At 72.1% G+C, this 19,170-nt stretch carries 13 protein-coding genes and 1 pseudogene; 4 read left to right on the top strand and 10 right to left on the bottom strand.

Annotated features, from left to right (window positions below):
• Nucleotides 1–82: 82 nt before the first annotated feature.
• The 6 genes from ACZ63F_RS26930 to ACZ63F_RS26905 form a co-directional block, all read right to left on the bottom strand.
• A complete protein-coding gene (locus tag ACZ63F_RS26930) occupies nt 83–328 on the bottom strand; it encodes a ferredoxin (RefSeq protein ID WP_469714361.1) in 246 nt (81 codons plus the stop codon).
• A gap of 5 nt (nt 329–333) precedes the next feature.
• Nucleotides 334–1,689, bottom strand: coding sequence for an NADH-ubiquinone oxidoreductase-F iron-sulfur binding region domain-containing protein (locus tag ACZ63F_RS26925; protein ID WP_469714359.1), 1,356 nt, complete (start codon nt 1,687–1,689; stop codon nt 334–336).
• Nucleotides 1,686–2,468 carry a ferric reductase-like transmembrane domain-containing protein gene (locus ACZ63F_RS26920; RefSeq protein ID WP_469714357.1) on the bottom strand — a complete coding sequence of 261 codons (783 nt, stop codon included), beginning with the start codon at nt 2,466–2,468 and terminating at the stop codon, nt 1,686–1,688. The genes ACZ63F_RS26925 and ACZ63F_RS26920 overlap by 4 nt, the downstream gene beginning before the upstream one ends.
• Nucleotides 2,465–3,442 (bottom strand): FAD:protein FMN transferase, encoded by a 978-nt coding sequence (locus ACZ63F_RS26915; RefSeq protein WP_469714356.1) that lies wholly within the window; start codon nt 3,440–3,442, stop codon nt 2,465–2,467. The genes ACZ63F_RS26920 and ACZ63F_RS26915 overlap by 4 nt, the downstream gene beginning before the upstream one ends.
• A gap of 560 nt (nt 3,443–4,002) precedes the next feature.
• On the bottom strand, nt 4,003–5,433 hold the full coding sequence (locus tag ACZ63F_RS26910) for a sensor histidine kinase (RefSeq protein WP_469714354.1): 1,431 nt from the start codon (nt 5,431–5,433) through the stop codon (nt 4,003–4,005).
• 6 nt (nt 5,434–5,439) lie between these two features.
• Nucleotides 5,440–6,135, bottom strand: a complete 696-nt coding sequence (locus tag ACZ63F_RS26905) for a response regulator transcription factor (RefSeq protein ID WP_365701071.1) — start codon at nt 6,133–6,135, stop codon at nt 5,440–5,442.
• A gap of 210 nt (nt 6,136–6,345) precedes the next feature.
• Here ACZ63F_RS26905 and ACZ63F_RS26900 point away from each other — a divergent pair, with 210 nt between their 5' ends.
• Nucleotides 6,346–6,615, top strand: coding sequence for a hypothetical protein (locus ACZ63F_RS26900; RefSeq protein WP_469714352.1), 270 nt, complete (start codon nt 6,346–6,348; stop codon nt 6,613–6,615).
• A gap of 591 nt (nt 6,616–7,206) precedes the next feature.
• Here ACZ63F_RS26900 and ACZ63F_RS26895 read toward each other — a convergent pair.
• The gene (locus ACZ63F_RS26895) at nt 7,207–9,636 is read right to left on the bottom strand and encodes a peptidoglycan recognition protein family protein (protein ID WP_469714350.1); all 2,430 of its coding nucleotides are present in this window, start codon (nt 9,634–9,636) and stop codon (nt 7,207–7,209) included.
• Between the two features lie 586 nt (nt 9,637–10,222).
• On the opposite strand from ACZ63F_RS26895, the gene ACZ63F_RS26890 reads away from it, so the two are divergent.
• The gene (locus tag ACZ63F_RS26890; RefSeq protein WP_469714348.1) at nt 10,223–12,874 is read left to right on the top strand and encodes an RICIN domain-containing protein; all 2,652 of its coding nucleotides are present in this window, start codon (nt 10,223–10,225) and stop codon (nt 12,872–12,874) included.
• Nucleotides 12,875–13,003: 129 nt separating this feature from the next.
• Here ACZ63F_RS26890 and dctA read toward each other — a convergent pair whose 3' ends face one another.
• Together dctA and ACZ63F_RS26880 are read right to left on the bottom strand one after the other, a co-directional pair.
• Nucleotides 13,004–14,401, bottom strand: a complete 1,398-nt coding sequence (gene dctA, locus ACZ63F_RS26885; RefSeq protein WP_469714346.1) for a C4-dicarboxylate transporter DctA — start codon at nt 14,399–14,401, stop codon at nt 13,004–13,006.
• Complete coding sequence (locus ACZ63F_RS26880) at nt 14,398–15,516, bottom strand: PrpF domain-containing protein (RefSeq protein WP_469714344.1); 1,119 nt, start codon at nt 15,514–15,516, stop codon at nt 14,398–14,400. The genes dctA and ACZ63F_RS26880 overlap by 4 nt, the downstream gene beginning before the upstream one ends.
• 156 nt (nt 15,517–15,672) lie before the next feature.
• Between ACZ63F_RS26880 and ACZ63F_RS26875 the strand changes: the two genes are divergently transcribed.
• Complete coding sequence (locus ACZ63F_RS26875; protein ID WP_469714342.1) at nt 15,673–16,578, top strand: LysR family transcriptional regulator; 906 nt, start codon at nt 15,673–15,675, stop codon at nt 16,576–16,578.
• 333 nt (nt 16,579–16,911) lie between these two features.
• The gene (locus tag ACZ63F_RS26870) at nt 16,912–18,603 is read left to right on the top strand and encodes an RICIN domain-containing protein (protein WP_469714341.1); all 1,692 of its coding nucleotides are present in this window, start codon (nt 16,912–16,914) and stop codon (nt 18,601–18,603) included.
• Between the two features lie 107 nt (nt 18,604–18,710).
• Here the strand turns inward: ACZ63F_RS26870 and ACZ63F_RS26865 are convergent.
• Nucleotides 18,711–18,928 (bottom strand): annotated as a pseudogene (locus ACZ63F_RS26865) (endo-1,4-beta-xylanase); the annotation flags it as partial.
• Nucleotides 18,929–19,170 lie beyond the last annotated feature (242 nt).

Raw genomic sequence — 19,170 nt, 5'->3', positions numbered from 1 at the left:
GGATGGCAGTGTTGTCCCGCTCGCTCCCGCACCGTGCGCCGGAGCGGGCTGAAGTATGTCCGACGTGGGGTTAAGAACTCGTTCACGACCGCTCGGCCGGCTGCCGGTCCGTGGCTCGCCCCGGTGCCGGGTCCAGGCGCAGTGCCAGTGCCGGGCACGCGGCCACGGCGCGCCGTGCGTGTCGGAGGGCTTCACCCGTAAGCGGGGCCGATCCCACGACCGGGTAGCCCCACTCGTCCAACTCGACGATTTCCGGCAGTAGTTCCGCGCACAGGCCGTAGCCGTCGCAGGCGATGCGGTCGATGCCGAGGGAGTGGGCGCCGGGCATGCCCATCACCTCCATTCCCGGTCGTCGGGTGCCGGTGAGTCCGGAACGGGCAGTACGGGCTCGTCCCAGGCCGCAGCGCACGGGCCGAGGCTCAGGTGGTGCCGTACGTCGGCGGCGAAGACCCGCAGGGTGGTCGCGGCGAACCGGGACGCGCCGTCGGGGTGCCGGCAGGCACCCCGCCCGGCGAGCAGGCCGACCCTGTCCTCCAGACGCCGTGCCGACTCCGGGGTGCAACGGCCCCAGGCGAGGTCGGCGAAGTCCGCGGCGACGGCCGGCAGCCCGAGCCGGCACGGTCCGCACTGGCGTGCGCTCTGCGCGGCGAGGTGGCCGAGCACCCTCGCCGCCTCGGCCAGACCGCAGGTGCGGACGGGGAGCGCCACGATCACTCCGGCACCGGGTCCCGCGCCGAGCGGGGACAGGTCCTGTTTGGCGAACGGGACGCGCAGCGCCTGCGCCGCCGGCAACCAGCTGCCGAAGAAGCCGCCCAGCAGCACGGATCCGAGCGGTTCCGCCGGTCCCCCGGCGAAGTCCAGCACATCCGCGAGGGGCCGGCCCATCGGCACCTCGTAGACGCCCGGTGTGCGCAGCGCACCGGAGAGGGTCACGAGCGTGGTGCCCGGGGCGTCGGGACGCCCGGCGCTGCGGAACCAGCCGGGACCGTAGCGCGCGATCAGCGCGAGGTGGGCGAGGGTCTCGACGTTGTCGATCAGAGTGGGGCGCCGGCCGACACCCTGCTCGAAGGGGCGCGGCGGTGTCGCCAGCGGGCGGGCGTCGCCTCCGTTCAGCCAGCGCACCAGCGACGTCTCCTCGCTGGAGACGTAGTGGTGGGGCAGTTCGTGCACCAGCACCGGCACCGGGGAAAGGCCCCTCCTCAGCCGTTCCTCGACGGCCTCGCGCAGTGCCTGTGCCTGGTCTCGCCTGGTGCGCGGCAGACACAGGTGCGCCACGTCGGCGCCCACCGCCACGGCGGCCAGTGCGGCGCCGTCCAGCACCAGGTGCGGGGCGAGGTCCAGCAGGGTCTCGTCCTTGCGGCTGGCCGGTTCGCTCTCCATGCCGTTGGCGACCACCACGGCGGTGCCCCGGCCCGCGGCGACGGTGCGCAGTTTGCGCCCGGTGGGGAAGGCGGCGCCGCCTCTGCCGGTCAGTCCCGCGTCCTCCACCGCGCGCACCAGCCGGTCGGCCGCGTCGGCGGTGCGGGGAAAGGGCGGCGGACCGTACCGGTGGAGGTGCTCGTCCAGGTCGGCCGCGCGGCCGGTGGCGTACCAGCCGTGCAGCAGCCGGGAGCCGTACGGGCCCAGCATGCCGTCCCGGCCGTCTTCGGCCCGGACGGTTGCCGGGCCCTCGGTCATCGCGTCGGTCATTGCTCGCCTCCCTCGTCGTCGGTCGGCGCGGGCGCCGGGTGGACGGTGCCTGTGCCTGTGCCGGTGCGGGTGCCTGTTCCGGTGCCTGTTCCTGTTCCTGCGCTCGTGGCGCCGCCCGCGCGGTGTGCCCACCCCGACTGCAGCGGACCGGAGTTCAAGAACGCGGCCAGCATTACGGGCATGGCCACCGCGGCGAGGCCCGCCCAGAGCCGTACCGCGAACCGCCCCGGACCCGCCCGGTACAGCCGCCACCAGACGGCGGCGACCACGAGGGCCACGCATCCGGCGTACAGGGCGAGTTGTGGCGTGAGCCGGGTGTCGGTGCCGGTTCCGGCGGCGTGGAAGAGCGCCACCGGCCAGGCCGCGTAGGCCAGCCAGTGCACGGCCTTCCACCGTCGCTGCCCCATGCGCAGCCGTACCGCGCTGGTGGCGGCGACCGTGAGCAGCAGGTCGAACGCGACCGTGCCCAGGCCCAGCCAGAGCGGCCGGTACGAGGCGGTGAACGGCACCACGGTCACCAGCCAGCCCAGGTGGACGAAGGTGTCGAGGATCGCGGTGACGATGTGCAGGGCCAGGAAGACCAGGGTCAGCACCGACAGGTTCCGGTGCAGCGCGTGCACCTCGAAGCGGGCGAGCCGCCGGGGTGTGTACCGGCCGCCGACGGCGATGCCGAGTGCGACGGTCGCGGTGAGCAGCACCAGGGCGACGGTGCCGCCGGCCCGGGTCACGTACCACAGCGGGCTGGGACCGGCCGCGGCCAGCGGGACGAGTCCGGTCATCGGGCGCCTCCGGTGAGGGTCTCCGGGGCGGTGTCCTCGGTCCGTTCCGCCGTGTCCGCGGGCCAGCCGCAGACCCGCTCGACGGTTCCGTCCATGCGGACCAGCCGCGCGGGCAGTCCCGCCCGGCGCAGTCGGCCGAGGGCGCGGTCGCCGAGGACGACGGCCTCGGTGCTCGCGGTGTTGGCGGCCACGCAACTGGCGGCGGCCACGCTGACGGTCCGCCAGACCGGCGTCGGATTGTCGCCGGTGACGGGATCGACGATGTGGTGCACGCGCCGCTCCTCGCGGCGCCAGGTCCGCACGGTGGTGCCGGAGGTGGCGAGTCCGCCCTCGGTGATGCTCACCGTGGGCCGGGCCGCCGTACCGGGTGCCGCGTGGTCGTCGGCGAGGGCGATCCGCCAGCCGCCCGGCGGCGGATCACCCGCGACCGCGAGGTCACCGCCGAGGTTGACCAGGACACCGCAGCCCGTCACCTCGGCGGCGCGGCCGGCCGCCCGGTCGGCGGCGAGGGCCTTGGCCGTCGCGCCGAGGTCGAGCACGACGCCCGGGGGCAGCTGCAGCCGCCGGGCGGCCCGGTCCCAGTCCACCGCCCGCCAGCCCGCGGAGGGTCCGGCGACGTGTACGGGGCCCAGATCCTGCGGGCGCAGCGCGGCGAACGTGACGCCGTAGCCGAGCGCACGCACGGCGGCTCCGACGGTGGGGTCCACGACACCCGAGGTCACCTGCGCCGCGTGCAGCGCCACGTCCAGCGCCTCGGCGAACAGGGCACTCACGTGCACGGCGGCTCCCGCCGCGGCGTTGGCGCGGGACAGTTCCGAGTCGGGCCGGAAACGGCTGCACGCCGCGTCGACGGCGGTGAGTTCGTCGTCGAGCACCTGGCGTGCTGCACTCATGGCACCGGGGTCGGTGACGAGCAGCGAGGCGGTGGTGCCCAGCGCGGGGAAGGAGACCGACGCCGGAGTGCCGGGGGTCATGACGCACCCGAGGTGGTGTGCGAGGGCTGCGGGGTCGCTGCCGGTGGTTTCGTGGTGGCGGGGGCCGCCGACCGGGTGAGGGCGGGAGCGGCCGTTCGTCGCGGGACGGTCGTGTGCGGTGCCGTACGCGAGGGCGGTACGGGGGTCCTTGCCGGGGCCGCCGAGTGGGATGCCCTCGGAGTCGCGGACGGGCTCGGCGGGGACGCGGACGCGGGGACGGACGGTCGTGAAGTGTTCCCGGGCGGGGGTGCGGACTTCCCCGGCAGGGCATGGGCGTATCCGGCTGCGAGCGCCACGGAGCCGACGGCTGCCGCAGCGGCCACCCAGCCAGTGGTGTTTCCGACCCGGCGCAGGCCGCGGTCACGGCGGCGGGCGGCACCGGCGGATGTGGGGTGGTCGGGGTGGGACACGGTTCCTCCTCGGCCGTCGGTGTGCCCCGGTGAAGCGTCCGGCACCTCGCGGCCACGCCTGTGGCTGTCCGACCATCAGCCTGCGCGGGCGGCTGTCGGGATCCGGTTCAGGAATCCTTCAGAACCCGCAAAGATCGGTGAAACCGCAGGTCAGGGCAGGTCAGGGGAATGCCGGTCCGGGACCGGACCAGGCGCCGCCCGCGCACCGGCGGCTCCGGACTCCCCGCCCCGGTCGCGTCGGCGCCGCGACGCCGGCAGAGACAGCGCCACGGTCAACCCGCCGCCTGGAGAGTCCAGCAGCTCGGCGGTACCGCCGTTGGCGGTGATCAGCCGGTGGACGATGGCCAGGCCCAGCCCGGTGCCGCTCGCCTCGGGGTTTCCGAACCTGCGGAACGCGTTCTCCCGTGCGGTCCGGCCCATCCCGGGACCGTTGTCGGCGACCCGCAGCTCAACGGTTTCGCCCTGCCGCCTGCCGGAGATCAACACCCGTCCGCCCTCCTGGACCGCGTCGAGAGCGTTGGCGATCAGGTTGTCGAGCACCTGCTCCAGATCGCCCTCGCCGAGGAAGGCGGTGAGCCCGGCGCGGCAGTCGACGGCGAGCCGGACCCGGCCCGCGTCGGCGACGGGCTCCCAGGCGGCGATCCGTTCGGCCACGAGCCGGTCCACCCGGACCGGGACCGGCTGCGGCACCGCGTGCTCGGCGCGCGCCACCGCCAGCATGCCGTCCACCAGCCGGGACAGCCGGGCGATCTCGCCCTGCGCGTCGGCCAGCTCGGCGGCGGTGTCCCCTTCGGCGTCGGTGGCGAGCAGGTCAAGGCGCAGCCGGAGCGCCGCGAGTGGGGTGCGCAACTGGTGCGACACGTCGGCGACCACGGCGCGGTGGCCGTGCACCAGGGCCTCCGTTCGCGCGGCCATCGTGTTGAACGTCGCCGCCAGACGGCGCACCTCCTGCGGCCCGGCCCCGGCGGGCGCCCGCGCGTCCAGCGCTCCCTCGCCCAGCCGTCCTGCCGCCTCGTCCAGTACCCGCAGCGGGCGGCCGACCCAGCGGGCCAGCAGCACCGATACCAGCACGGCGGCGCCGAGGCCGCCGACGCCGATCAGCGCGAGCCAGCCCCACATCGCCAGGATCCGGTCGTGCAGGGGATCGGCGGACCGGCTCAGCACGGCCACCCCGACGGGGTCCGAGGTGTCACCGATCGGCACGGCGGTGGTCAGCCACTGATCGTCCTGCCGCACCCGGGTGTCGGGGTGGGCGAGCACGGAGGAGACCAGCCCCGCGGAGTCGTCCCCGGCCACGTCGGAACACGCGGTCGACAGCACCACACGGCCCGCGCTGTCGTAGACGGTCGCGCAGTCGCCTCTGCGGTGGGCCTCCTCGACGAGGCTCCGCGCCGGCGCGTCCGACTTGTGGTCGGACAGATGCTCCTCGGCGGCGGAGGCGATCGACCTCGTCTTCGCGGCCGCCTCGTCCCGGAACGAGGTCTGCTCGCGCTGCGTCATGAGCAGCCCGAGCGGCACCACCGCCAGCACCAGGACCGCGGTGATCAGGGCGATGACGCTGAGCGCGATACGGCGGGTCACGGCGCGTCAGCCGACTTCACCGAGGCGGAAACCGCGCCCGTAGACGGTCTCGACCAGCCCGGGCACACCCAGCTTGCGGCGCAGTGCGGCCATATGGACGTCCAGCACCTTCGTGGGCCCGTACCAGTGGGCGTCCCAGGCTCGCTCCAGGATCTCCTGCCGCGTCACGACCCGGCCCGGATCGGCGGCGAGGCACTGGAGGATGTCGAACTCCTTCGGTGTCAGGGCGACGTCCTCACCGCCGACCGTCACCTTGCGGGTGCGCGGGTCGACGGCGAGCGGGCCGTGGGTCAGCAGTTCGGACCCGGACGGGCGGATGCGCCGCAGTACGGCCCTGATCCGCGCCAGCAGCTCCGCCAGCCCGAAGGGCTTGACCAGGTAGTCGTCGGCGCCCTCGTCGAGTGCGGCGACCCGGTCGCCCTCCTCGCCGCGGGCGGTCACCACGATGATCGCGACGTCCGACTGGCGGCGCAGCAGGCGGCAGACGTCGACACCCTCCATGTCCGGCAGACCGAGGTCGAGCAGTACCACGTCGGGCGACGGTACGTGGGTGAGCGCACCGCGTCCGGTGCCGACGCAGGTCGCCCGGTACCCGGCTCGCTCCAGGCCGCGCACCAGCGATCCGGCGAGCCCGGGGTCGTCCTCGACGACCAGCACGGTGAGCTCTTCGGGAACGGCGCGGGGGCCGGTTTCCTGTTCCACGGCATCCAGCGTAGGACGACGTGAAGGGCGCTCCGGATCGGCCGAGGGGAGGGCACGCGCCGGGGCCACCGCCCTCTCCGGCCGGCTTTGCCACATCTGAGGATTTCCTGAACGGCTCTCCGACGCGGTGCGGCGCAAGCTGATGACATGGCGCCCACGAGTCGGACGATCGCCTCGTGGTACCGCCTTCGCCCCGAAGGAGGCCGGCTCATGCCCATGTCCGGATCCGCGCACGACCCCGCCGCCCTGCGTCGACGCGAACGCGGCCTTCGGCGGGTGAGCACCACGACCCGCCGGACCGCCACTGCCGCGACGGCCGCGGCCCTGCTGCTCGGAGCCGGCTACGCGCACGCGCTGCCGGACATCTCCCGCCTGGCGTCCGGTGCGGTCGAGCACCCCGTCCGCGACCCTGCGCGTCTCCCGGCGAACGCCCCGGCGTCCACCACGCAGCCGGCGCAGACGACGACCGGTGCGTCCTGACCGCCGAGCCCGTGGTCGAACGGCGGGCATCGCGGCCGACACCACTGCCGCAGCCTCCCGTCCAGCCTTGCGGCGGCCTCCCGCTGGCGGTCGTGGTCGGAGTGCCGGTAGATCATCGCGGCCTTCTCGGAGGACGTCGGCGCGGACCATCGTGTCCTCGGGGGTGGCGTCCGAACGGGTCGAGAGGAGCCTCGGTGCCTGCTGGCCTCAGGCCGGGCAGGAGAGCCTGGACGAGGTCGTCGTGGGCGGCGGCCGAGGTGGGCGGAGTCGCGAGCGCGGTGAGGCTCGCGGCGAGGAGGGTTCGGGGGTGCATGTCTTCGGCTTCGGGGCCGGCGGTGGGCCGTCGAGTGCGGCGGTGAGCCCCGACTGCTCCGGCTGAATGCTGCGTTCTTGCGCGACGGCGCGCAGCACGCGGATGTCCTGCGTGTCCACTTCTTCGACACGGCGAACGTGTGCTCGCGGGGCCCAGCGAGGAGATCCTCCAGCGAGGAGGCCCTCGGCCGGGCGCTGCGGGACTTCGCCGATCGCGGCGCTCTCCGCCCGCGGACTTCCCGCGGGCGGAGGGCTCCTTCGTGAGGTGGGGGCGGCGGTTCAGCCGATGGTTGCGATGCCGTCGGTGGTGACGGTCGGGCGGCCCGCGGTGCCCACCACGACGATCTTCAGGGTGTGCTTGGCGGAGGCCGACCAGGTCTTGGTCCAGATCGCCTGGCGGTAGAGGGTCGTGGAGGACTTCAGGTCCACCGTGGTGACCTTGGTGCCGTCGACGTAGATGTACGCCTGGCCCGAGGTGGCGGCCCGCGAGACGATCCAGGCCACCGAGCGTCCGGTGAAGGTCCAGCTGATCGAGGCCTTGGCGGACGAGGAACCGTAGGAGTAACCGCCCAGGTAGCTGGTGCTGCTCTTGCGCGTCCAGGTGCCGGTCCGGGTGGTGGAGGTCTCCTGGACGATGCTCGGCGTCCGCTGGACGGAGGCGCCGGCGGCGTTGCCGGCCACGTCGTACGCCTTCAGGGCGAACAGGTCCGACGTGGCGGGCTTGGCACTGGCCGACCAGGAGGTCACCGTCGGGCCGAAGGTGGCCGAGGACGGCGAGGTCGACGTGACTTTGGCGAGTGCCGCGTTGTCGGCGGCCTTCCAGGTCACCGAGACCGGGACGGAGGTGGAGTTCACCGTGCCCGTGCGCAGCTGCACGCCGGGAGCGGTCGGGAAGGTGGGCGCGGTGGTGTCGCCGACCAGGGTGACCGAGCCGGACAGCGTGGCCGCCCCTCGGACGTGGGTGGCGCGCACCTGGACGGTGTGGCTGCCGGAGGCGACCGTGACCGAGGCGGAGCGGGCGGAGCCGGAGGTGTGGGCCACCGCCTTGCCGTCGACCAGGACGTCGAAGCCGGAGATCACCGCGGACGGCGTGGCGGTCGTCCAGCTCACCGTGGCCGCGCCCTTGGTGTAGTAGTTCGTCCCGGACTTGGCCGCCCCGCCGGACATCCCGGTGACGGAGACCGTGCCGACCGGGCCTGCCGCGTAGGAGCGGATCGTGCTCAGGGCGTTGTAGAGCTGGTTGCCGGGGCAGTCGGTGGCGAAGCCGTTGCGGTGCCCGGATATCGCGTTGAAGGTGTAGCTGCTGCCCAGGGTGAAGCCGTGGCTGTCGGAGGAGCCCTCGGGCAGGGACGCGGTACCGGTGCCCGGGTTCACGCCGGTCATGCCGAACTTCCAGGCCGCGATGCGGGCGATGGAGGCCAGCATCGCCTGGCTCGGCGCGGCCCCGGTGAAGGTGCTGGCCGTGGAGTCGCCGCCGCTGAGGTCGGTGTACGTGCCGATGGCGGCCACGCCCATGCTGTTGGTGTTGAACCCGTAGGTCTGGGCGCCGACGACGGGGAGCGCCATTCCGCCGAAGCGGCCCTCGAAGATGGTGCCGCACTTGTCGACGAGGAAGTTGTAACCCAGGTCGCGCCAGCCCTGGTTGAGGTGCTCGGCGTAGATGCCGCGCACGATCGCCGGGGAGTCGGCGCAGGAGTAGTTGTTGGTGGTGTCCGTGTGGTGGACGAACATCACCTTCACCGCCGAGCCGTACGACGGGTAACCGGAGTCCCGCGCACACTCGTCCGCACCCCAGCCGGCCCGGGTCACCACGGAGGGCGGTGCCACCGTCGAGACGGTCGCGGCCGGCATCGGGTCCGGCGGGGTCGCGGACGGGGCGGCGGAGGAGGTCGTGCAGGACGGGTACGCCTCGGCCGTCGTCGGAAGCTGGCCGGGCCAGGCCGTCGGGGACCCACTCGGTGAGGACGACGCGGAGGTCCCGGTGGAGGGGGAGGACGGGGTGGACGGGGTGGTGGAGGTGGGGTCCGTGGCCGTGGAGGTGTCCGTGGGCGACGTGGAGTCCGTCGCGGTCGCGGTGTCCGGGGCACCGGTGCCCGTGATGGGCGTCGCGCTGTCGGCCGGGGTGGAGCTGTCCGTCGGCGAGGCGGTGTCGGTGACCGGCGGGGCGGCGGTGTCGGTGGCCGTCGCATCCATGGCGTAGCCCGCCAGACCCATGCCGGAGTCCGGTGTCCCGCCGGTGGCGGGCTTGCCCGGATCGACCAGGTCCACCCGCAGCCCGGCGGGCAGCGTGGTGGTCCTGCCCGCGCCGGTCGCGCGGACCTGGATTCCGTTCGACGGTCCCGCCCACAGCGGGGACATCCCGCCGCGCACACCGGGACGGTTCAGCTCGGCGGCGTCGGGGAGGTCGTCCGGCTGCTGCATCTTCAGCCACCGGGTCCAGTGACCGTCGGCGGCGGAACGGGTCCGCACCTCCACCGTGCCGCGCAGCTCGGCGTGCGCACCGTTCCAGGTGACACCGACCATGCTGAACGGAGCCGTGGACCGGGCACCCAGCGTCTTGAGCGACGCACCGGCTCCGGTCAGGGACAGCGAGTGGACATGCGTCTTGATCGGTCCCTGCGCGGCCGGTGCTGCACGCCCTGGTGAGCCGGCCATGGCGACGGTCGCCACGACCACGCCGCCTCCGGCCACGACCGCCCCCAACGCCACCCACGTTCGCTTCTTCGGACCGGGTCTCTTCGGACCAGATCGACGGCGACCGTGCCGAACGCTGTGTTCAGTTCTCATGCCCCACCCTGAAGCCCCGTTGTCGTTGTCATCAGCCATCACAGGGCACAGCCGTCACGGGAGTGCCCTGACATATCAGCGCGCCCGGACGACGAGATGTCACATTCCCGAGCCCGGGCAGGAAGGGACGCACGCGAACGGCGGCTTTCGCGGCCTTGCACACCGGAAAGCGTGAGGGACGGCCCTTGATACCGAGGGGCCCGCGTCCCGGCCCGCCGGACCGGTGTCGTCGTCCAGGGCCCGGGGCGGACCCCGGTTCAGGCGGGGACCCGCCGAGAGCGGTCCTCGCAGCCGGTGTCCTTCCGGGTCGAGGCCGTCGACGCCAAGGGGAGCCACTCCGCCCTGGACGCTGCTCAAGGCCTACCGCACCACGAGGTGAACCGAAAAAGCTTCCGGCTCGCGGCAACCCTGTGCGGCGTCTGTGACCACTGGGAGTCGGATCCGGCCATCCCCCGTGCCCGGATTCACTCCTCTTCTGGTGAACGGCAGGCAAGGAGAACACCTCCCCATGAACAACCCCACGACCGGCGGACGCCGCGGGCGGCACCGCCGTCGCTGGACCGCCACCGCTCTGCTGCTCGGCGTGCCCGCCGCCGTCGTGCCGTACCTCCTGTTCGCGCAGGACGACTCGCAGGCCGCGACGATCGACGGCAATGCCTACTACCGGCTGGTCTCCGTACGCAGCGGCAAGGTGATGGACGTCAACGCCTTCTCCACCGCCGACGGCACCCGCATCCAGCAGTGGACCGACCAGAACACCGCCAACCAGCAGTGGAAGCTGAGACCCACCGGGGACGGCTACTACGAGCTGGTGAACCGCAACAGCGGCAAGGTGCTGGGCATAGCGGGCGGTTCGACCGCCCAGGCGGCCGCCGCCGAGCAGCAGACCGACAGCTCCGCCACTTCCCAGGAGTGGCGGATCGACGATGTGAGCGGTTCCGACGCCGTCACTTTCACCTCTCGCAGGAGCGGCCAGGTCCTGGACGTCTCCGGAGGCTCCACGGCCGAGGGCGCGGCGGTCATCCAGTATCCGGGCCACGGCGGCACCAACCAGCAGTGGAAGCTGGTGCAAACGGCCGAGACCCAGGCGTCCGGGACCGGCAGCACTCGGACCACGGCCGCGGCCGGACCGTATGTGTGGAAGAACGCCCAGGTGGCGGGCGGCGGTTACGTCACCGGGCTGGTGTTCAACCAGAAGGAGAAGGGTCTGCTGTACGCCCGCACCGACATGGGCGGCGCCTACCGCTGGGACACCGCGGCCGAGCAGTGGATCCCGCTGACCGACTGGCTCGGTGAGAAGGACTGGAACCTGCTGGGCATCGACGCGCTGGCCACCGACCCCGTCGACCCGGGCCGGCTCTACCTCTCGACGGGCACGTACACCAACGAGTGGGCGGGCAACGGCGCGATCCTGCGTTCCACCGACCGGGGCCGTACCTTCCAGCGGACCGATCTGCCGTTCAAGGTGGGCGGCAACGAACCCGGCCGGGGGGCGGGCGAGCGGCTCGTGATCGACCCCGCGGACCACGGCACCCTGCTGCTGGGCACCCGCAAGAACGGCCTGTGGCGCAGCACCGACTACGGCGCGACATGGAGTCAGGTCTCCTCGTTCCCCGTCAAGGACGGGGCGAGCAGCGGCGCGGGCATCTCCTTCGTGACGTACGGCCCGGCCGGCAGCAACACGGTCTACGTCGGCGTCAACGACAAGGACACCTCCCTGTACCGCTCCACCGACGGCGGCAGCACCTGGCAGGCCGTCTCCGGGCGGCCCACCGGCCAGATGCCGCAGCACGGTGTCGTCTCCGGTGACGGTTCGCTGTACCTGACGTACAGCAACAGCATCGGCCCCATGGACGCGACGGCGGGCTCGGTGTGGAAGTACACGCCGGCCGGCGGCGCGTGGAAGAACATCTCTCCCTCGCAGGGCGGTTACGGGTTCTCCGGTCTGGCCGTCGACCCGCAGAAGCCGTCCACGGTGATGGTCACCACCCTGGACCGGTGGTGGCCCGAGGACGAGATCTACCGGACCACCGACGGCGGCACGACCTGGAAGGCGCTGGCCGACAAGTCGCAGCGGGACGCCTCCGGCGCTCCGTACGTCGGCACCAACACCGGGCACTGGATGACCGCGCTGGCCATCGATCCCCTCGACTCCGGGCACGTGCTGTACGGCACCGGCAACGGCATCTGGCAGAGCAAGGACGCCAACGCCTCCGACAGCGGCGGTACCAGCCACTGGACCTCCGGGGCCCGCGGGCTGGAGGAGACCTCGCTGGCGGACGCGATCGCCCCTCCCGGCGGCGCCACCGTCATCACCTCCATGGGCGACCAGGGCGGCTTCCGCCACGACTCCCTGACCGAGGTGCCCGCCGGACGGCTGAAGGACCCGCTGATGAGCAGCAGCACCGACATCGACTTCGCCCAGTCGGCCCCCGCCGTGATGGTCCGCGTCGGTACCGGCGGCGCGCAGGACGGCGCCTACTCCACCGACGGCGGCAGCACCTGGAACGGCTTCACCGCAGAACCGGTCCCCAGCGCGAACAGCGGCCATGTCGCCCTCGCCGCGGACGGCTCCACCATCGTCTGGGCCGAAGCGGGCCAGGCCCCCTACCGCTCGACCGACAAGGGAGCGAGCTGGTCGAAGGTCAGCGGCCTGGGCACCGACGCCGTGGTCGTCGCCGACCGATCCTCGGCCAACATTTTCTACTCCCTGTCCGGCGGCACGCTTCACGCCAGCACCGACGGCGGCGCGACCTTCACCGCCCGCGCCACCGGCCTGCCCTCCGGCCGGCTCACCGCCGTCCCCGGCATCGCCGGTGACCTGTGGATCGCCGCCGGCGACAGGGGGCTGCTGCACTCCACCGACGGCGGCCGCACCTTCACCACCCTCACCACGGTGCAGTCCGCCTCCGCCCTCGGCTTCGGCAAGGCCGCACCCGGCGCCAACTACCAGGCCCTGTACCTGATCGGCACCGTCAAGGACGTCACCGGAGTCTTCCGCTCCACCGACAAGGGTGCCACCTGGCTCCGCGTCAACGACGACGCCCACCAGTGGGGCGCCATCGGCAGCCTCGGCATCATCACCGGCGACCCCGACACCTTCGGCCGCGTCTACATCGGCACCAACGGACGGGGCCTCCAGTACGGCGACCCGTCCTGACCCCGACGCCCGAGCGGGGCCGCGGCCACAACGGCCCGCGGCCCCGCCGTGCGGCTGACTGGCACGCACTTGTCGCGGCCCACGGTGACGGCATCCGCCTCGGCGGTGAGGTCGGTCAGGACCGCGACGTCAGCGTGCGGCGGGGACGGGGGCGTGGGTTGGTACTGGTGTCTCCGCCGGATCGGGTTCGGCTGTCACCGTGGAGGGAGCGGGGGTGGGGGCGTAGGGGAGCTCTCCGCGCAGGACGGCCCTGGCGCGGTTCTCGTCCAGCTCGCCCTCCCAGCGGGCGACGGCCAGGGTGGCGACGCCGTTGCCGACCAGGCTTGTCAGGGCGCGGGCTTCGGACATGAACCGGTCGACGCCGAAGATCAGTGCCAGGGCGGCGGGCGGGACGTGCGGGACGGCGCTGAGGGTGGCGGCCAGGGCGATGAACCCGGAGCCGGTGACGCCCGCTGCGCCCTTGGAGGTGAGCAGCATGACGGCGAGCATGGCCAGCTGCTGGGTGAGGCTGAGGTGGATGCCGAGGGCCTGGGCGAGGAAGACCGAGCCCATGGTCAGGTAGATGGCGGTGCCGTCGAGGTTGAAGGAGTACCCCGCGGGCAGCGTGATGCCGACGACCGGTTTCGAGGCGCCGGCGTGCTGGAGCTTGGCCATCATGCGCGGCAGGACGGGCTCGGTGGAGGAGGTGCCCAGGACGATCAGCAGTTCTTCCTTGATGTAGCGCAGGAAGGGCAGCAGCCGGAGTCCGTTCAGGCGCATCACGGTCCCGAGGACGACCAGGACGAAGAAGAGGGCGGTCAGCCAGAACGAGCCGACCAGCAGGGCCAGGTGGCGCAGGGTGCCCAGGCCGTAGTGGCCGATGGTGAAGGCCATCGAGCCGAACGCGCCGACGGGGGCCAGCCGCATGATCCAGCGGATGAGCGTGAACAGGACCGTGGAGAACTTCTCGACGCCCCGGGCGATGCCCAGGCCGGCCTCTCCGCTGGCGTGCAGGCCGAATCCGAACAGCACCGACACCAGCAGCACGGGCAGGATCTCGTTGCCGGTCAGGGCGCTGACCAGGGTGGCCGGGATGGTGGCGAGGAGGAAGGCGGCGAAGCCCTCGTGGGCCGTGGTCGCCTCCGGCGGCAGGGCCTTGGTGGACAGGGTCGAGAGGTCGATGTGCAGACCGCTGCCCGGCTTGACGACGTTGACGACGACCAGGCCGATCACCATGGCCACGGTGGTCAGCACCTCGAAGTAGACCAGGGCCTTCAGGCTCACGCGGCCGACCGCGCGGGCGTTGCCCATGGAGGCGATGCCGTGGACGACCGTGCAGAAGATGATCGGTGCGATGAACATCTTCACCAGCGCGATGAAGCCGTCGCCGAGCGGTTTGAGGTCAGCGCCGACGGACGGCCACAGCCCGCCCACGGCGGCACCGAGGAGGACGGCGAGCAGGCACTGGACGTAGAGGTGGGACAGCATCCGGCGGATGCGGCCCGGTGGTGGGGTGACGGTACCCGGGGCGGCGTCGTTGCGGCTCATGCGGGGCGTCCTTCCAGGACGGGAACGAGGAGTTCGGCTCGGGCGATGCGGCGGGCGGCGCGGTGCAGCAGCACCGTGGGGGACGCGCCGTCCGGGGCGGGGACGGCTTGGGTGGTGATCACGCCGGCGGGGGTGCCCAGGCGCAGCGTGCCGTCGGCGGTCTGCCGGGCTACGCGGTGGGCGAGGGTGCCAGGGGTGGTGGCGGCCGTGGCCAGGGCCACGGCGGAGGTCAGGCCGATCGCCGGGTGCGGGGCGTGCATGGAGACCATGCGCACGGCCAGGTCGTACTCGTCCTGGTCGACGAGGATGCCCTGCGTGGTGCGATAGAGCGCGGGTCGGGCGACGATGCCCGCCTTCGGTACCGCGTGGCTGACCGGATCGCCCTCGCGGGCCAGGCCCATGGCCAGCGCTGCCTGGCGGCGCAGCAGGGTCAGCGCGGGCACTGCGGTGGCGAACGCGGTGAGGGATTCCGTGCCGTCGAGGCCGAACGCCTTGGCCTCGAACAGCGCGGCCGGCGCGCCGGCGTCCACCAGGGACGCCTCGACCAGGCCGTCCGGGCCGGTCAGCTCGTCCAGTGCCCGGCCGGTCGGCAGAGCGCGGCCGGTCGTCGAGCCCGCCGGGTCCTGAAACCCGAGCAGGACCGGCACGCCCGGCGCCGAGGTACCCGGGACCACGGCCGTGCCCTCCTCCGGGGCCACACCCGCGGGGGTGGGGATCGTGCCGGTGAGGCGGGCCCCGGTGTTGACGTTGAGCATGCGGACGGTGGTGGTGTCCGACGTGATCGGCACGAGACGGTGGTGGACGGCGTACAGGGCCACGGCGGTGGCGCAGTTGCCGCAGTTGCTGGCCCACTCCACGCGCTCGTCGCCGATCCCCACCTGCGCGAAGGCGTACTCGACATCCACGCCGGCCTGGGCCGACGCCTGTACGACAGCGGCCTTGGAGGTGGTGGAGGAGGCGCCGCCCACGCCGTCGATCTGACGGGGGTCGGCGGCATTGAAGGCGGCGAGCAGGAGGGCGTCGACGTCCACGCCCGTGGCGGCCACGTCGCGGTGGTCGAAGATCCAGCACTTGCTGGTTCCTCCGCGGATCATCTCGCCCTGCAGACGCAGCACAACCGACTCCTCACAGCCATGAAAGGGGAAGCCCACCGAAGCCCACCGACGGTCTCGCCGTGCGTGGTGTCCTCCACGGTGGGTTACGGCAGCGTGAAGTACAATCTCGGAAAACTGGATGGCTATTAAGCTGAAGTAAACGCTGGAGGTGGCGGCGTGCTCGATGTCCGGCGCATCCTGCTGTTCACGGAGGTCGCCCGGCGCGGCTCGGTGACCGCGACAGCCCGCGCCCTCAACTACACCCCGTCGGCGGTGTCGCAGCAGATCAGCCGCCTGGAAACGGAGGCAGGCCAGCCCCTGCTGGAACGCCACGCCCGGGGCGTCACCCTCACCGACGCCGGACGGGCGCTGGCCGAACGAGGGCAACGGATCGAACGCGAACTGCAGGCCGCGGAGAACGAACTCGCCGACTACGCCGGCCTGCGCGCGGGCACCCTGCGCATCGGTACCTTCCCCACCGTCGGCGCCTCGCTCCTCCCACAGGCCGTGATCGCCTTCCGGGACGCCCACCCCGACGTTCGGCTGACCGTCCGCAGCGCCCGCATCGCCGGACTCTGGACCATGCTGGAGAACCGGGAGATCGAGATGTCGCTGATGTGGGACTACGACTGGAGCCGAATCGACCGGGAGGACATCGTCGTCACCCCGCTCCTCGACGACCCGCCGGCCCTTCTCGTCAGCGACCACCACCCGCTCGCCGGCCGCGACGCCGCCTCACTCGCCGACTTCGCACCCGATTCCTGGATCACCCGCGCCGACCACCACCCGGTGGCCGAAGCCCTGGTCCGGGGCTGCCGCGCCGTCGGCTTCGAGCCCCACATCGCCTACGAGGCCCACGACTACCAGGAGGCCCAGGCCATGGTCGCCGCCGGCATCGGCGTCGCTCTTGCTCCCACCCTGGCCCTTGAGGGCATCCGGCCCGGCGTGAACGTCCTGCCCCTCCAGCCACCGGCACCCGTCCGCCGCATCCTCCTGGTGCGCATGGCCGACCACTCGCTCACCCCCGCCGCCCTGACCTTCGCCGGGCTCCTTCGCGACGCCGCTGCGGCCCGAACCCTCTGACACCGAACCACGTCCACCGGTCATGGAACCGTCGCGCTCACCGCTGAGAATCCGCGAAAAAAATTCTGTGCTCTTCGCGGCAACCTTTTCGGCCTCTCGGACCACTCAGCGTTGTCCGGCCAAGTGGTCCGGTCAGAGCGGCAGCTGAAAGAGAGCACAGGCGTGTCCCTGGAACGAGAGCACAGACATGTCCCCGGCCCACCCACGTCATCGGAGGCGTCCCGCGTCGGCGGCCACCGCGCCGACGGTGGCGCGCGCGGTGGCCGCGCGAAGCACCGTGGCCGTCGGCTGCTCGCGCGTCGGGGTTTCTGGGCGGGTCTCAGCCTGGTGGTCGTGGCCGGCTCGGCTGTCGTGGTCGGCCAGGCTTCGGCAGATCAGAAAAAGACCCCGGATCCGAAGAAGTGGTACGTGCTGGTCAACCGCGACAGCGGCAAGGTGCTGGACGACCGCGCCGCCGCCAGGAACGACGGCGCGGCGGTGGTGCAGTGGAGCCGTCATGGCGGCCCCAACCAGCAGTGGCGGTTCATCGACGCGGGTGACGGGTACTACCGGCTGCAGAACCGGAACTCCGGCAAGGTGCTGGACGACCTCGGCTGGTCGAAGACCGCCGGCTCCGCCCTCGTGCAGTGGAAAGACCTGAACGGCACCAACCAGCAGTTCAAACTGGCCAAGTCGCCGGACGGCTACCTGCGTTTGGTCAATCGCTTCAGTGGCATGGCCGTCGGCGTCCAGAACGCCGCCAAGGCCGACGGGAGCGGCGTCGTCCAGAACCGCGACCGGAGCGCCGCCAACCAGCAGTGGAAGCTCGTCCCGGCCGGGAGTGTCGGCAGCTCCGGTACGCCCTCCGCGCCGAGCAGCAGCGTTCCCACCAGCCCGGCTCCGAGCAGCTCGCACCCGTCGTCCACGCCGTCGTCCACGTCGTCTCCCGTGGCCGGTGGCGGCAGCTCGACGACACGTTTCATGGGCAGCAGCACGGTGCTCATCGGCGGCTCGATGTCCGACGCCTCAGCGGCCGCCGCGCCGTTCGACGTGCGGTACGCCTATGTGCACAGCCAGCCCGCGCCCTCCTCGGACTACTACACGGCAGCGAAATGCCACGACGACTGGTCGGGTTGGTGGGGCTGCTGGAACGGCAGCACCACGGCGCCCGGCACGTACGTGACCTGGCGGGACGACGTGGTGTCCCAGGCGACGTACAAGGGCAGCGCGCGTTCGCAGAAGATGCTCTGGACCTGGTACTCGTTGCGCGACCTCGGGGACGCGGCGGGCGAGGGCGACGGTCCGGGCGAGGTCAAGGCCATCAACCGGGTTGACCTGCTGACCCGTTACCTGAACGACTACCGTTTCTTCCTCCAGAAGATCGGCACGTCGCAGGAAGCGATCGACCTCGAGCCCGACTTCTGGGGCTACGTCCGGTCGCTCGGCGATCCGCACCAGGTTCCCGCGCAGGTCTCGAGCGCGAACCCGAAGGACTGCGGTTCGCAGGAGAACAGCGCCACCGGACTCGCCCAGTGCCTGATCTCGATGGCGCACAAGTACGCGCCGAACACCGCCGTGGGGATGCACCTCTCCTGCTTCGACTGGCAGACCAACACGCAGGCTTGCGTCAAGTCCTACGAGAGCTTCGGGGCCAAGAACGCCGACTTCCTGGCCACCGACGTGTCGGACCGCGACGCGGGCTGGTACGCACAGCCGGCCCACGGCGGCAGTGACCACTTCTGGAACGACCAAAAGGCCGCGGCCGCGCTGCAGTTCTACAAGACGATGGCCGAGTCCGTGGGCAAGCCGGTGGTCCTGTGGCAGATCCCCGTGGGCAACATGGCGCAGAACAACACCCTCAACCATTACAAGGACGACAAGGTGGACTGGTTCTTCGCACACATGGACCAGGTGGCGAACGCCCATGTCGCCGGGCTGCTCTTCGGCCCGGGGCAGCAGGAACAGACCTCGGTCGAAACCGACGGCGGAAACCTGATCAACAAGACGATCGCGTACCACAACTCGGGTGGTACAGCACTCAAGTAGGCGAAGCCGACGAATGCGCCCCCATCTCTTCGATGGGGGCGCATTTCGTCGTCCTGGTCGGGCTGAGGACTTCTCCGGTCGGCGCCGGCCATGCCGCCGTCGGTGCGGTCGATCGGCACACCGCGGGACTTGAAGTCCCTGACCATCGCGAAGACGCCCTGCGTCTTGGCGTCGGTCCAGTTCTCGATGTTGTAGTCGTTGTAGCAGAGCTTGGCCGAGGGATCGGCGGCCTGCGCGGTGCGGACGCCTCCTCGATGAAGCCGTTGCCCAGCACGTCCTGGAAGACCGAGCTGCGGTGCTGACCGCTGCCACCGTCGGCGAACGCTGATCCGGCCCTGGTCATCCGCCAGTTGCCGCCACGCACACAAAGGCTGCCGCGATCGAGGGAAGGATGTTCACGGCCGCCGTCACCATCCCCGACCCGGCTCCACGGCGACCTGTCGGCCACCTGAAGGCCACCTACCCGACGGGGCCGACGCCGGGCCGGCCGACTGGACCCCGTACCGGCAGCGCGGGTACTTGTTCTCCCATCGAGCCTGTGCGGCAAGGGGACCTCGTCCCCTTGCC

It is taken from the genome of Streptomyces sp. NPDC104761 (assembly GCF_055583445.1).
Note: the sequence above shows the minus strand (reverse complement) of the source record. Positions and strands in the feature narration are given on the sequence as shown.

Bases quoted from the DNA above. Each gene is read 5' to 3' on its own strand.
- ACZ63F_RS26925 (WP_469714359.1), bottom strand. From the start codon at position 1,689: ATGACCGACGCGATGACCGAGGGCCCGGCAACCGTCCGGGCCGAAGAC.
- ACZ63F_RS26930 (WP_469714361.1), bottom strand. From the start codon at position 328: ATGCCCGGCGCCCACTCCCTCGGCATCGACCGCATCGCCTGCGACGGC.
- ACZ63F_RS26915 (WP_469714356.1), bottom strand. From the start codon at position 3,442: ATGACCCCCGGCACTCCGGCGTCGGTCTCCTTCCCCGCGCTGGGCACC.
- ACZ63F_RS26900 (WP_469714352.1), top strand. From the start codon at position 6,346: ATGCCCATGTCCGGATCCGCGCACGACCCCGCCGCCCTGCGTCGACGC.
- ACZ63F_RS26890 (WP_469714348.1), top strand. From the start codon at position 10,223: ATGAACAACCCCACGACCGGCGGACGCCGCGGGCGGCACCGCCGTCGC.
- dctA (WP_469714346.1), bottom strand. From the start codon at position 14,401: ATGAGCCGCAACGACGCCGCCCCGGGTACCGTCACCCCACCACCGGGC.
- ACZ63F_RS26920 (WP_469714357.1), bottom strand. From the start codon at position 2,468: ATGACCGGACTCGTCCCGCTGGCCGCGGCCGGTCCCAGCCCGCTGTGG.